General features: G+C 52.7%; 11 protein-coding genes. 10 read left to right on the forward strand and 1 reads right to left on the reverse strand.

Features of this window, described 5'->3' with window-relative positions; all coding sequences use genetic code 11:
• Window positions 1–7 precede the first annotated feature (7 nt).
• From MKY59_RS09945 to MKY59_RS09980, 8 genes are all read left to right on the forward strand, one after another.
• The gene (locus tag MKY59_RS09945) at window positions 8–1450 is read left to right on the forward strand and encodes an NAD-dependent malic enzyme (protein ID WP_236417951.1); all 1443 of its coding nucleotides are present in this window, start codon (window positions 8–10) and stop codon (window positions 1448–1450) included.
• A complete protein-coding gene (locus MKY59_RS09950) occupies window positions 1450–2172 on the forward strand; it encodes an HD domain-containing protein (protein WP_339277335.1) in 723 nt (240 codons plus the stop codon). The genes MKY59_RS09945 and MKY59_RS09950 overlap by 1 nt, the downstream gene beginning before the upstream one ends.
• Window positions 2173–2403: 231 nt before the next feature.
• Complete coding sequence (locus tag MKY59_RS09955; protein WP_236417947.1) at window positions 2404–3471, forward strand: aromatic acid exporter family protein; 1068 nt, start codon at window positions 2404–2406, stop codon at window positions 3469–3471.
• A gap of 81 nt (window positions 3472–3552) precedes the next feature.
• On the forward strand, window positions 3553–4014 hold the full coding sequence (locus MKY59_RS09960; protein ID WP_339277336.1) for a pyridoxamine 5'-phosphate oxidase family protein: 462 nt from the start codon (window positions 3553–3555) through the stop codon (window positions 4012–4014).
• A gap of 292 nt (window positions 4015–4306) precedes the next feature.
• Entirely contained in the window at window positions 4307–6682 is a 2376-nt protein-coding gene (gene helD / locus MKY59_RS09965) for an RNA polymerase recycling motor HelD (RefSeq protein WP_339277338.1), read from the forward strand.
• A gap of 175 nt (window positions 6683–6857) precedes the next feature.
• The gene (locus tag MKY59_RS09970; RefSeq protein WP_236417939.1) at window positions 6858–7217 is read left to right on the forward strand and encodes a hypothetical protein; all 360 of its coding nucleotides are present in this window, start codon (window positions 6858–6860) and stop codon (window positions 7215–7217) included.
• Window positions 7218–7382: 165 nt separating this feature from the next.
• A complete protein-coding gene (locus MKY59_RS09975) occupies window positions 7383–9224 on the forward strand; it encodes an adenine deaminase C-terminal domain-containing protein (RefSeq protein WP_339277341.1) in 1842 nt (613 codons plus the stop codon).
• 439 nt (window positions 9225–9663) lie between these two features.
• Window positions 9664–10593 carry a hypothetical protein gene (locus MKY59_RS09980; RefSeq protein ID WP_339277342.1) on the forward strand — a complete coding sequence of 310 codons (930 nt, stop codon included), beginning with the start codon at window positions 9664–9666 and terminating at the stop codon, window positions 10591–10593.
• A 96-nt stretch (window positions 10594–10689) separates the two neighbouring features.
• On the opposite strand, the gene MKY59_RS09985 is transcribed toward MKY59_RS09980, so the two are convergent.
• Window positions 10690–11604, reverse strand: coding sequence for an AraC family transcriptional regulator (locus tag MKY59_RS09985; protein WP_339277343.1), 915 nt, complete (start codon window positions 11602–11604; stop codon window positions 10690–10692).
• A 171-nt stretch (window positions 11605–11775) separates the two neighbouring features.
• Between MKY59_RS09985 and yicI the strand changes: the two genes are divergently transcribed.
• A complete protein-coding gene (gene yicI, locus MKY59_RS09990) occupies window positions 11776–14094 on the forward strand; it encodes an alpha-xylosidase (protein WP_339277345.1) in 2319 nt (772 codons plus the stop codon).
• Between the two features lie 77 nt (window positions 14095–14171).
• Window positions 14172–15188 (forward strand): aminoglycoside phosphotransferase family protein, encoded by a 1017-nt coding sequence (locus MKY59_RS09995; protein WP_339277347.1) that lies wholly within the window; start codon window positions 14172–14174, stop codon window positions 15186–15188.
• The last annotated feature ends 1 nt before the right edge of the window (window position 15189 follow it).

A 15189-nucleotide genomic window follows, 5' to 3' on the forward strand; every position in this document is an offset into this window, starting at 1 on the left:
AATAGACATGAATCAGAGAAATCTGGACGGCAACAGCATGATTATTCGGCTGGAAATGACAACAAAGGACATCAAGTTTGGCGAAGTGGCTTCGGCCATCTCGGAAGCTGGGGGCGACATCATTGCTATTGACGTCATTTCGACCAATCAGGATGTCACCGTACGCGATCTTACGGTTGCGGTGACGGACGCTCAGGATAACCAAAAAATCCTTGAAGGGGTACGCCAGCTCAAGGGCGTCTCCATCATTAACGTATCGGATCGCACGTTCCTGCTGCATCTGGGCGGCAAGATTGAAGTCACGCCAAAAACGCCGATTCATAACCGCGAGGATCTGTCGAGGGTGTATACGCCTGACGTGGCGCGTGTATGTACCGCGATTTCCGAAGAGCCCGGCAAGGCTTTTTCGCTAACCATCAAAAGAAATACGGTTGCCGTAGTTTCCGACGGCAGCGCCGTACTGGGACTGGGCAATATCGGGCCAAAGGCCGCCATGCCGGTCATGGAAGGCAAAGCGATGCTGTTCAAACAGTTTGCTGGAGTGGACGCGTTCCCGATCTGTCTGGATACCCAGGATACCGAAGAGATCATTCGTACTGTGAAAGCGATATCACCCGCGTTCGGCGGCATTAATCTCGAGGATATCTCCTCGCCGCGCTGTTTTGAAATCGAGCGCCGTTTGAACGAGGAGCTGGACATTCCGGTATTCCACGATGACCAGCATGGCACAGCAGTGGTGTTATACGCAGGTTTGATCAATGCCTTGAAGCTGGTCGGCAAATCGATCGAGGACGTAAAAATCGTCGTATGCGGCATCGGTGCGGCCGGCGTGGCATGCAGCAATATCCTGCTCTCGGCGGGAGCGACCAGGCTGATCGGCGTGGACCGCGAAGGAGCCCTGGTGCGCACGCAAACTTACGAAAGCGATGTTTGGAACGATTATGCCGCCAGGACGAATCCCGAACTGGTGACAGGGTCTCTGCAAGAGGCGATTCGCGGAGCCGACGTGTTTATCGGTTTGTCCCGAGGCAACCTGCTGACGCGGGAGGACGTGCAGACGATGGCCGCAGACCCGATCGTGTTTGCCATGGCCAATCCCGTGCCGGAAGTCATGCCTGCGCTGGTCGAGGATATTGTGGCGGTTATGGCGACGGGGCGCTCCGATTATCCCAACCAGATCAACAACGTGCTTTGCTTCCCGGGCATGTTCCGGGCGGTGTTGGATTGCCGTGCGTCGGAAATCAACGAAGAGATGAAGCTCGCTGCGGCCCAGGCGATCGCCTCATCCATTTCGGATGAAGAGCGGAACCGTTACTACATCATTCCAAGCGTATTCAACGACAAAGTGGTGAAATCCATCCGCCGCCGGGTCGTGGAAGCGGCCGTAAACACGGGCGTGGCCCGGCGCGTACCGCGTGAACAGGCCCGTGAAGACAAGGAGCGGGAATGATGGACGAGGCATCCAGGAACCTTCCGGTCCCGGGCTTGGAGTCCTCTGCGAATGGAGAGAAGGACGAAACATCGGCAAGGGAAGCCGTGCTTCAAGCCGCTCGAACCTTCGTCCAAGGCGATACAGCAGGCAATGCCGACGGCCATGATTGGCCGCATGTAGAGCGGGTAACGGCGCTTGCGGTCGAACTTGCGCACCGCGAAGGAGCGGATCCGTACATTTGCGAGCTGGCCGCCCTGCTCCATGACGTGCCTGACGAAAAGTTGAACGAGAGCCTGGAGGCAGGCATGGCGAAACTGAATGCCTGGCTGGACCTGCAGCCGCTCGAACCGGGCGTAAAGGAAGCGGTGCTGAGCATCATCCGCACGATTTCCTTCGCTGGGGGCGATCGTGTTCCGGTCAGCTCGCTGGAAGCACAGGTCGTCCAGGACGCCGATCGGCTTGATGCTCTCGGCGCGATCGGCATTGCCCGCACGTTTGCATTTGCTGGTGCCCGCGGCCGCGAAATGTATGATCCTTCCCTGCCGCCGCGGGAGAGCATGACGCGGGAGGAATATCGGAACGGGCGCAGCACCACGATCAATCATTTTTACGAAAAACTGTTCAAGCTGAAGGATCGAATGAATACGACGGTCGGCAAAGAACTGGCACAGCAGCGCCATGACTTCATGGTTCAGTTCGTGGAACGGTTCAAGCAGGAATGGGAGGGCATCGTTCCCTAGTCCTCACCGGAGAACGGGGGGAGATGGCCTGACATGAGACAATCCTCGGTGCTTGCGACGAGCAGGCGGCGGGGATTGTTTGCGTTGCAAGATCAGGAATGGCATCTCTGTGCCTTCCATGATAAAATAAATCTTTCTCTTGAACTTGTCAGGCAAAAAAAGAAATATGGGGTAATAATGATAATGATCATCCAACGAACACAACCGGAACCTGGAAAAGGAGGGGCTTAGATGTCTTTTGGTGCGCGCGTGCTCAAAACGGGTATCGCGGTGACGCTGGCCTTGTACCTGAGCAGCTTATTCCTGAACCCGCAATCCCCGGTTCCCGCCGCGATCGCGGCCATCTTTGCCATGCAGCCGTCCATCTACAGATCGTGGAAATACTTCCTGGACCAGCTGCAAACGACGACGCTCGGAGCCATCGTTGCTCTGATTGGCGGCATGGTGTTATCCAATGAACCGATCGCGGTCGGTCTGATCATCGTGCTGGTCATCATGATCTGTTTGAAATTGAACATGGGAGAAACGGTGGGGCTCACGCTGGTCACCGTCGTTTCCATTATGGAGGCTTCGGGAGACTGGCACTTTGCGCTTAATCGGTTCCTGTTGACACTGGTGGGCATCATTTCGGCTTTTTTGATTAACATTATGGTTTTTCCGCCCAAGCCCAAGGTGCAGTTTGTGAAACAGATCCAAAGCGTATTCAACAACATGTCTCTTCTCCTGCGGACATCCATTTCCGATGAGATCAAGGAAGCGGTTTTTCGCGATCAGAAGAACGAATTAGGGGCAGCCATCAAGTCGCTATCCGACAAATACAATCTGTTCGAGGAAGAGCAGAAGAAGATGAAACGACCGAAATTCAGCGAAACCCGCCAAATGGTCGTTTATAAACAGATGCTGCTTAGTCTGCAAAAGGGATACGACGTCCTGGATTCGGTCGAGCGCCACTACTTTCAAGCACAGCGCACGCCGGAAATGGACCAGTTCTTCGATAACCATTTGGAACGCGTCATCAAGTTTCACGAGCATGCGCTGCTTAAGTTTGAGGACAAGCTGAAGCCCAACGATGAAGAAGCAGCCCAATTCAATGAGGACAACGACCGTTTCATGGAGCAGGCGATTTCCCGTTTCGACGTGAAACAGGAAGGCATGCTGAGACTGTCCATCGCTGCGGCTGCAATCTACGATTACGGCTACCAGCTTGAACGGCTCAACCGACTTGCGGAGCATGTACACAGTGCAGCCGACGACAAGGAGTCTCATGACCATTTGCTGAATTGGCTGAGATGGCCGTAGTGGATTGCACCAAGGAACAAACAACCTGGCCCAGCAGCGGTGCCCAGGTTGTTTTTGCAAATCAACCGAAGAGAGGGAAGTATGATTATGCATGAACTTAACAGCGAATTGGCGGAGTGGCTGAACGGGCGGAATTTGGAAGGCAAACAGCACGAAGCAATGCAATTGCTGACCGTATCCCCGGAAGGCTGGGCACACCAGGCGATGGTCAGCGTCGGCGAAGTCGTGGCATTGGGCCCGGACCGGATCAGATTGGCCTTATGGCCAGGCACGCAGACCAGCCAAAACATGCATCATACGGGAAAGGCGGGCCTGGTGTTGGTATTGAACGGAGAATTGATACATATAAAGCTTGAGGTTGAGCCGCTTCCCCGGCTGAAGAATGCCCGCCATCCGCGAGACCGATTCGAAGCAAAGATAACGCAAGTCAAAGTGGATAAGGCTCCCTATGCGGAGATTACGTCAGGTATCACGTTTGAATTAAAGAACGTGGACGAAGGAGTTTCGCGCTGGAAAGAAACCGTTGAAGAGCTTCGGCAGTAGAATGCAGGAAACGGAGCAGGCTATATTTCAATTCGATGCGGATTATAATAGGAAGGCGTGGTCGGAGCAGAAACGGGAGGTTGAGGCTTTGTGGCGATCATCAACGAGAACGAAAGCAAAAATAACGTCTCCGCTTGCAACGGGACGTTGTGGCTGGTACAATAAAAAAACGACGCATGAATTAGAATTAATTCACAAAATACCAAAATAATTACTTTATTAATTTGACTATAACATGGCATTTTCAGATTGTCAAATTGCCATATTGGGGGATAAAGGGGCGTATGGACAAATGAGTGCAGATCGGCAGTGGCTTGAGGAGCAGCAGCGCGTAGACAGCGTGACGAAGCAGATCGAACGGAAAATTGCGGCGCTTGAACAGGAGGTAAGCACCTTCCGGGAAGAAGTCGTTGAGATGAGAAAGGATTTCTGGGACGAGGTTACGATGAACTTCAGCGAGGCGGACGATGTCGGGGAAACGTCGACGAGCATGCGGCAGCAATCGCAGGTCCTCTCCGACCGGGAGCGGAGCCACCTGAACACGGCAGCTTCCCTCAGCAAAATGAAACGGCTGCATTACTCCCCGTATTTCGGCCGCATCGATTTTACGGAGACCGGTTATTCGGATACAGAAAAGGTTTACCTCGGGATCGCCTCCATGTTGGATGAGAAAGAGGAGAACTTCATCATCTACGACTGGCGCGCGCCGATTTCCAATCTGTATTACGATGGCGCTCCAGGACCGGCCGCATACCACACGCCGGGCGGAGAGATTCGCGGCACTATTGAAATGAAGCGGCAGTTCGTCATTCGGGACGGGCGCATTCGTTTTATGTTCGACACGGGAGTCACGATCGGTGATGAACTGCTGCAGGCCGTGCTGAGTCGAACGTCCGATGCGCAGATGAAAAGCATCGTGGCCACGATTCAACGGGAGCAGAACCGGATCATCCGCAATGACCGGGCTCGCATGTTAATCGTGCAGGGAGCGGCAGGCAGCGGCAAAACGTCGGCCGCCCTGCAGCGGGTAGCCTATTTGCTGTACAAATACCGGGAGCATTTGCGGGCAGACCAGATGGTTCTTTTTTCGCCGAATCCGATGTTCAACAGCTATGTATCGACGGTACTGCCCGAGCTTGGAGAAGAAAACATGCTGCAGACCACCTTCCAGGAGTACCTGGAGCGGCGGCTCGGCAAAGAATATCAATTGGAGGATCCGTTCATCCAGCTGGAATACGTACTGACAGCGACGGCCGACCCGGGATACGCGGCGCGCATGTCAGGGATCCGTTTTAAATCGTCGGAGTCGTTCCTGAACGTTATCACAAAATACAAGGACGGTTTGATGAATGGCGGCATGAAGTTCAAACCTGTGCGTTTTCAGGGACAGGTCGTCGTTCCCGCAGAGGCGATGCTTGAGAAATTTTACAGTTTCGAGCCGTCCGTCAAACTGGTCAGCAGACTGGAGCTGCTGCGCGATTGGATGCTCAAGGAGTTATCGGCGTTCGGCAAACGGCAGTTGGAAGCGGATTGGGTCGATCAGCAGCTCGATGTGATGGATGCAGAGGATTTGCAGAAAGCCTATCAACGCCTGAAACGTAAACAAAAAGGCAAGGTGGACAGTTTCGACGATTTCGAACAGGAACGCGGCATTTTGGCACGCATGGTCGTAAGCGATCGGCTGAAACCGCTGCGCAAATGGATCAAAGCGCTTCGTTTCGTTGACGTCCGCCAAATGTATGCACTCCTGTTCCAGGACCAGGCGCTGATGACGCGTTTGTTGGAAGGAGAAGCGCTGCCGTCTCACTGGCAGGACATTTGCGATGTGACGCTGGGCAGGCTGAAGGTTCAGGAGCTGGCCTATGAGGACATTACGCCGTACCTGTATCTGCGGGAATTGCTGCTTGGATTTCACATTAATTCCGCCATCCGTCACGTCATCATCGACGAAGCGCAGGATTACTCGGCCTTCCAGCTTGCATTCATGAAACGTTTGTTTCCGCGTTCGAAATTTACGGCACTCGGCGACTTCAACCAGGCCATCTATGCGCACTCTTCCGTGCTTAAGGGGACGGGGCCGCTGACAAAGCTATATGGACCTGAAGAGACTGAACTCATTGAGCTGACGCGGAGTTACCGGTCAACGCGCGAGATCGTGGAGTTCACGAAAGGAATGATTCCCGGCGGGGAAGAGATCGTGCCGTTTAACCGTGCCGGAGACAAACCGAAAGTGGTTGTAACTTCTTCGGCACAAGAACATATCGACGCCATGACAAAGGATATCGAGGGCCTGGTGAAGGAAGGTTTCGAGACCGTTGCCGTTATATGCAAAACTGCTGAGGAGAGCAAAAAAGTGCACGAGGCTTTAAGCAAAAGGCTGGAACAGGCACCCAAGCTCATCAAAAAAACGACGCTTTCCTTTGAGCAGGGCGTACACGTTATTCCAGCGTATCTTGCCAAAGGCGTCGAGTTCGACGCCGTGCTTATTCACGACGCCTCTGCCCGCAGATACGGCCAGGAGCATGAGCGCAAGCTGTTCTATACGGCATGCACGCGGGCGATGCATTTGCTGCATGTGTACTGCAAAGGCGAGCCAAGCCCGTTCATTACTTCCCAGCCGGCAGAGCTGTATGCGATGGCAGATGTCCCCATGGCCCAAACGGAGTAAAACGTTGATATGACCCGGCAGACGAATGAATCCTTCGACTGGTATTAATGATTACCGGCTTCCGTACTCTGGGTACGGGAGCTTTTGCTTATGTGCATCGTACAGCCCTTGCACGGTTTCATTGCTGCATATATGCTCGGATGGAAACAGAAACGAACGAAAGAGGAGGATGAACGTGGATTACGCCAACGTCACTTACACATTGGAAAGCAATGGGATCAAATATCAAAATGAGGACATGAATGCTTCATTGTTCGACGAACTCATCACGAACTTAGACTTGATGGACTATCTGGTGCTTGTGCCGTCACAACCTATAGACAAGAGCATCTATTTACAGGCTGCGACCACGGATAATCCGGAGGAATTCGTCGTAGAAGTGCGATTCGTATTCGATGACGAAAGATTCGAACATTACAGTTACATATCTGAGGATCCTCGTAAAGTTATAGCGATTTTCCTGGACTATTGGGGACAGCAAAAGCTGCCGAATCTGGGCGATTGGCAGGATATTACGGAACAATTTCTAACATAGGCATGTCGGAGAAATACCAATCATTGTTTTGGTTCATCATATTTGCCGTGCATTTTATCATCAAAAACAAATCAAGTGAGGGTTCTTTACACACCGGATACGGACTCTTATAATCGTAACAATATACTTTTTTGCAGGGCGTACTGGAACGGAGGAGGAAGGAAATTGAAAAAAACACGTTTTGAGCGGGTGCCATTGGCAGATTGCGTACCCGACCTGGTTGCGACGGCGCGGGGAGATTTGCCAGCGACGCTGGTCATTCGCGGGGGCACGCTGGTAAACGTCATTTCGGGCGAAATTTTACCGGGCATGTCCGTTGCGATTCAAGGCGCACGTATTGCCTATGTGGGCAAAGATGTCAGCCATGCAATCGGCGAGCATACCCGAATTATTGAAGCAGAGGGACGATATATTGCGCCTGGATTGTTGGATGGGCATTGCCATATTGAAAGCACGCAAATGAAGGTATCCGAATTTGCAAGAGCGGTGCTGCCATCCGGGACGACGGGCGGATTCTTCGATCCGCACGAAATTTCCAACGTACTTGGCTTGAAAGGGCTGCGCATGATGCTGGACGAGGCGCGGACAACGCCGCTGGCTGCCTATTTGCAAGTGGCTTCCTGCGTGCCTTCCACCCATCCGGGTCTGGAAACGACAGGGGCGTACATCGGGCCGGAGGAGGTTGCCGAGGCCCTCTCATGGGGGCCTGACATGATTGGCCTGGGGGAAGTCATGAACTTTCCGGGGGTCGTCTACGGCGACGACACGATGCTTGGCGAAATTCAGGCCACGCTGCGCGCAGGCAAAGTGGCCGATGGCCATTTTACGTGGGCAGCGGATGACTGGCGTCTTCCTGCTTATGCGGCAAGCGGGGTTTCGGGGGATCACGAGTGCGTGACGAAGGAAGACGTGGTTGAACGGCTGCGTCTGGGCATGTATGCAAAAATGCGCCAAGGATCGGCCTGGCATGACGTTGCCGAAACGATCAAAGCCTGTACCGAGCTGGGGCTTGATACACGCCGCATGCTGCTTGTCACTGATGACCGGAGTTCGGAGTCCTTGCTCAAGGAGGGCCATATGGATTTCGTTGTGCGTCTGGCCATCTCCCAAGGGGTGAAGCCGGTGACCGCGTTCCAGATGGCGACGATCAACACAGCCGAGAGGTTTGGGGTGGCCCGCGATATCGGCGCCGTCATTCCCGGAAATATGGCGGACATCATTTTGCTGGACGGAAGGCTGGCCGACGTTCGGGTCGGCATGACCATTGCAGCGGGCCAGATCGTTGCTGAGCATGGAAAAATGACGGCAGCATGGGAGCCATTCATCTATCCGGACGAAGCACTGAACACGGTAAAGCTGAACCCGGATCTTCAGCCGGGTGACATGGCTTTGGCCGCACCGATTGCCGAAGGCACCATTGCTGCCAAAGTCATTCAAGTGACCGAAAATCATGTGGATACGAAAGAGAAGCTTGCCCACGTTGAAGTAAAGCAGGGGCTTGTGCAGGTCCCGACCGATGGTGACGTATGCAAGATTGCCGTGCTCGAACGGCATAAGCAAACAGGCAACCGCGCGGTTGCGCTTGTGGGAGGCATTGGTTTTAAGAAACCGGCTGCCATTGCCATGACCGTTGCGCATGATAGCCACAATCTGCTCATCATCGGCAATGACGATGCACTGATGGCAGAGGCAGGAAACAGGGTGATCGGCATGCAGGGCGGCGTCGCCGTGGTGACGGCATCGGGCAGCACGGAGTTTCCGCTGCGGATTGCCGGCCTGATGTCGACCGAGCCTTTCGAGCAAGTGGCTGCACAGTCCGAAGCCGTCAGCGAGGCGCTGCAATCGGCAGGCTGCACGCTGAACAATGCCTTTATGACGCTGTCCCTGCTGGCACTAGTCGTCATTCCCGAGCTGCGTTTGTCCGACAAAGGACTTGTTCGGATCTCGTCGGAAGGCATTGAACAGGTATCCCTGTTTGAGGAGGTCAACGAGGTAAAGGCTCAATGAAGCGGCTTGCATAACCCTGAGGTGTGATCGTGTCCAACGCGAACAGGACGTTAACCATTGAACTGGAGATATGTTGCTACAAAAAAACCTTGCGCTGCATTGCGCAAGGTTTTTTTTGCATGTCAATTTCCATGTCCATGAGGCGAACGTTTACAAGTTTTGTAACTCCTTATTAGAAGAAATCCAGCATGGAATCCGCTCGTCTCTCATCATATGGCTAAAATTCCAGTCCCAAAAATAGGGTCTAAAGAACTATTAATACAGAAGTGTGAACGCCCGAAATATGTTTAAGTGATTCTTTTGTCGTGCGTCTATAAGGTGGTATTGCATATATAAGAAATGCAATAAAGTCCTATATTCGCAGAGGTTCCATGAGCCGGGAGCAGCACATGATCTCCCTGATCGGCAGAGGAGTTAACAAGCAAGGGAGTGTTCAAACATGAAAAAAAACCGGGGTCGTCGTTTTATGTTGTTGTTCAGCAGTCTCTTTCTTCTCATTGGCGCGTCGTGTTCGACGCCAAGCGTCATCGCGGAGAGCTCTCCGGGGGAAATTCCCACGGTGCAGGGAATTGTTCAGAAGGAGGGACCCATAAGGGCAACCTGGTTATGGGATACGATGCAGATCGTCGATCACACCGAAAGCATCTTGCAATTTGCGGCAACCCATCAAATCAGCGCCATTTATTTGCAAATCAACAGGGACGTGAAATTGCCTTATTATAAGGAATTCATCCGCAAAGCAGGTGAACAGGGCGTTGTCGTAGATATTATGGATGGACGTCCTGCATGGGGGCTGAGCGAAAACGTGAATCAGATTGCAGCTTTTTTGGATTGGATAGAGGCGTACCAGTCCCAAGCGGAAGCCGATGAACGGTTTGCCGGAATCCACCTGGATATCGAGCCGCATGTGCTTCCCGAATGGAAGACCGACCAGGAACGGGTCATTTCGGAATGGCAGGGCAATGTGCGTTATATCATGAACCGGGCGGCGAAAATGAACCTGCCTGTGGCGGCCGATTTACCTTTCTGGCTGGATAACTACAAGATTCCGGGATCGGACATGGCCGTCAGCAGCTGGATGATCCGCCAATACGATGCCGTGACCATCATGGCATATCGGGATACGGCGAAGGCCATCTTCGATGTGGCCAAGACCGAGCTCGCCGAATCGGCCGCGCTGGGCAAAAAGCTTTCGATCGCCGTCGAGACGAAACAGAGCAAAGAAGGCCAGTTCATAACGTTTTACGAGGAAGGCAAAGCATACATGGAGAGCCAGCTGAAGCTGGTAGAAAGCATGGCAAAAGGCTACGATTCCTACTCGGGCATATCGGTGCATGAGTATAGCGCATGGAAATCGTTGATCCCTTAATACGTGCTTAAAGCTGTTTGGGCGCAAAAAAGAGGAAGGATCCCGGCAAGTCCGGAATGCTTCCTTTTTCGTTTGTTCTGTTGCCATCTCGGCGTTTCAAATCGGAAGGGGCTCCATGGCCAGTTTTTCATAGAAGAGCTTGCGATATTGGGACGGCGTAATGTTTTTGTGTTTTTTGAAGGTCGTGATGAAATAACTCAGGTGCTCGAACCCGACGTCCATGGCGATGTCGACGATTTTGTGGTCGGTGTTCTCCAATTGGTAACAGGCCTGCTGCACACGGTAATAATTGATGTAATCGACAGGGCTCTTCTGTACCATCTGTTTGAAAAAGCGGCAGAAATGCCCTTCGCTCATGTTGGCTTCGTCAGCCAGCTCTTTCAGCTTGAGCGGTTCCGGATAACGGCGGTGGATGTATCCGAGCACGGATTTCAACCGCTCGATTTTGTCATGGCTGCCGGTCGGGACTGCGCTTTTGAGCGGAGCAGGCTTCATATGCTCGAACATGCGGGCGAAAATCAGATACAGCAATGCTTTGGTCGTCATTTCGCAAGTGTCGGATCCTTGCTCATGCTCGGCAAAAATCCGCTGCAAGTAAAGGAGAATCTCCTGGCCCCACGCCTCATCGGACTTGATATGACAGGGAGGGACGAGCGTTTTGTGCATCAGCGGGCCAATGAACTTCTCCTGAACGGCATCGAACGTGCGGCTGCCGAGCAGCTCCGGGTTAAAGACGATGGAAGAAAACACGCATGGATCCTCGCCCTTGAGGTAGCCTGCATGAATTTCGCCGCGATTGACAAAGATGGCTTCCCCGGCTTGAACTTCAACCGTATTCATATCGATCTGAAAGACGGCGCTTCCGTGAATCATCATCGTAAATTCCATTTCGTCATGCCAGTGGCAGTCAAGAATGCTGTCCCCGTTCAACTGCTGAATATCCGGATAGACGCTGACAGGATACATGGCATTGCCGTGAATGCGGTCCTCCCGCAATCGTTCTCTTTCCATAGAGAAGGCCCCCTCATTTCAGTATTAATGTAATCGTTTCCATTGTTTGGGCATCATGTGGCGGAAATGATCATCAAATATCAAAATCGTGATATATTTGGTCAAAATATGATAAGAAAACACGCTTTAATATCAATATTATTATAGTATAACCAAAGGGGGTAATGATCAATGAAATTTACGGACGGTTATTGGCAAATCCGTGAAGGATACCATGTGCAAAATCCTGCAGATGTTCGAGATATAGTACAAAAAGGCGATACCATGACGGTATACGCGGCAACCAAACGCATTGAACGCAAAGGAGATACCCTGAACGGAACGCTGCTCAAGGCGACTTACAGCTCTCCGATGCCTAACGTTATTCGCGTGCAGCTGAACCATCACAAAGGTCAAGTAAACCAAGGGCCGGAATTCGCGCTGAACACGTTCAATACCGATGTGCAAATTACACGCGATGAGCAGGGTGCCGTGCTGAAGAGCGGCGATCTGAGCGTGACTGTGGACAAAACCAAAGGCTGGGACATCGGCTTCTATTATAATGAGAAACGTCTCACTGGCAGCGGCTGGAGAGGCGCGGGATACATTCAATCCAAAGAAGAAGGCGCATTCTTCCGCGAACAGCTGGATCTGGGCGTAGGCGAGTATGTCTACGGCTTGGGCGAGCGCTTTACTCCGTTCGTGAAGAACGGACAAGTCGTGGATATTTGGAACGAAGACGGCGGCACAAGCAGTGAGCAAGCTTACAAAAACATTCCGTTCTACCTGTCCAACAAAGGATATGGCGTTTTCGTCAACCATCCGGAAAAAGTATCGTACGAGATCGCTTCCGAGAACGTATCGAAAGTGCAATTCAGCGTAGCTGGAGAGTCTCTGGAATACTTCATCATCGGTGGAGCGAACCCGAAAGAAGTGCTTGATAATTACACCAAATTGACAGGCAAACCTGCACTGCCGCCGGCATGGACGTTTGGCCTGTGGCTGACGACTTCGTTTACGACGGATTACGACGAAGCAACGGTAAACCATTTCGTGGACGGCATGGCCGAGCGCGATCTGCCGCTTTCCGTATTCCACTTCGACTGTTTCTGGATGAAGGAGTACCAATGGTGTGATTTCGAATGGGACAAAGACATGTTCCCTGATCCGGAAGGCATGCTGAAACGACTGAAAGAAAAAGGCCTTAAAATCTGTGCATGGATCAACCCGTACATCGCCGAGAAATCCTATCTGTTCGACGAAGGCATGGAAAACGGATATCTTGTTAAACGCGCCGACGGCAGCGTATGGCAGTGGGATATGTGGCAAGCCGGCATGGGTCTCGTGGACTTCACGAATCCTGCGGCTGTGGACTGGTACAAAGGCAAGCTGAAAACGCTGATCGACCAAGGCGTGGATTGCTTCAAAACGGACTTCGGCGAAAGAATTCCGACGGACGTCGTTTATTATGACGGCTCCGACCCTGTGAAAATGCACAACTACTATACATTCCTGTACAACAAAGCCGTATTTGACGTATTGGAAGAAAACCTGGGCAAAAACGAAGCGGCGTTGTTTGCGCGTTCCGCAACGGTAGGCGGACAACAGTTCCCTGTGCACTGGGGCGGAGACTGCTCGTCCAACTATTCTTCCATGGCGGAATCGCTGCGCGGAGGCCTGTCCCTCGGTCTTTCCGGTTTCGGGTTCTGGAGCCATGACATCAGCGGTTTCGAAAGCACGGCAGAGCCTGACGTGTACAAACGCTGGGTACAATTCGGACTTCTTTCTTCCCACAGCCGTCTGCACGGTAACGAGTCGTACCGCGTACCTTGGTTGTTCGACGAAGAAGCGGTGGACGTGGTCCGCGACTTTACGAAGCTCAAGCTGAGCCTGATGCCTTACCTGTTCAATTCCGCGGTGGAATCGAGCGTGCAAGGTCTGCCGATGATGCGTGCGATGGTGCTGGAGTATCCGGAAGATCCGACATGCGCCACGCTGGACATGCAATACATGTTCGGAGACTCGATCCTTGTGGCACCGATCTTCAACAAAGAGGGCGACGTTCGTTACTATCTGCCTGAAGGCACATGGACGAATTACCTGACTGGCGCAAAAATCGAAGGTGGACGCTGGATCAGCGAAAACCACGATTTCAAAACGCTGCCAATGATGATCAAACCGAACACGCTGCTTGCGGTCGGTGCGGTTGACAGCAAACCGGATTACGACTTTGCGCAGGATGTATCCTTGCATTTGTTCGAATTGGCAGACGGCCAGGCTGCAGAAGCTGCCGTCGTGAACCAAGCCGCGGAACAGGAACTGAAAGTACAGGTTTCCCGTCAAGGCGAAGTGCTTGAAGTACGTGCCGAAGGCGCGGGCAAACCATGGAGCATCGTTCTGCGCGGCATCGAGCGCGTATCCGGCGTAGAAGGCGGTTCTTACGCTGCCGGCGAGCATGGCGTGGTTGTAACGCCTGCAGCAGGCGCGAGCAAGCTGACGATCCAGTTGTAATCTGTTATTGTAAGGACGGTACCTCGCAAGGTGCCGTCCGTTTTTAAATTCTTTGAGGGCATAGGAGTTTGATGATCATGAACGCAACAAGAAGCACAGGGTTGCATCAACCCGTTACACCGGAAACGATTCAAATTTTGGTAAAACATCATTTTGGAAACGCTACCAATATAATCAGCCAACACATCATGCAGGGCGGACTTTTTAATACGACCTACAAGCTTGAGCTGGAGCATGAGGTACACCCGCATGTCATCCTGCGACTGGCTCCCGAACGGATCTGTTCTTCTGCCGATCCGGCAGCAGATCCGCTCTTTTCGTTTGAACGGACGATGATGTCCGCTGAACCCGTGATTTACGAGCATTATCGAAACGTAGGTATACCTGCCCCTGATGTCATTGTTTGTGATGACAGCGGAAAGCTTGTACCACGAACCTACATGTTCATGGCATTCATCCCGAGCATGCAGCTGGACCACCCGTCGATTTGTGCAGAGCAAAAGGATCGTTTGTACCGCCAGCTTGGAGCTTATACTGCGGCGATGCACCAAATTAAGGGCCACTCTTTTGGCTGGCCGCAAAAAGACGGAACCATCCGGGGTTCGGAGCGATGGTCGGACGTGCTGCTTGCGTATGCCCGGGAAACTGCCGATAAAGCAGCGGCGGCGAATTACATGCCTGAGGCCGGGGAAGAGATCGTAACGCTGTTTGAGGTGCATCGCGATTTGTTCGATCAAGTCACCCAACCCGTGTTGGTCCATAACGACTTGTGGGAGGCCAATGTGCTGATCCAAACGCCTGTGCAGGATCTGCCCGTTATCGCGGCCGTGATCGACGGGGACCGCTCCATGTTTGCGGACAGGGAATATGAAGCCATCCTTTCCGGCAAATCCGCTTCGTTCCATGCAGGATACGGAATGGAGCTGGACATGTCCCCGGAGGGACAAACGAGGCGGCTCGCTTATCGGATCCTGTCGTCTTTCTTTAACGCATATGTGCATGAGCATCAGGTAAACCAACCCGAGGATGGGGAAGTATACCGCCAGCGGACGCTGAGTTTGCTGAAGGAGTGGAAGCAGCTTCTTGTCAACTAAA

It is taken from the genome of Paenibacillus sp. FSL W8-0426 (assembly GCF_037969725.1).
Lineage (GTDB): Bacteria > Bacillota > Bacilli > Paenibacillales > Paenibacillaceae > Paenibacillus > Paenibacillus hubeiensis.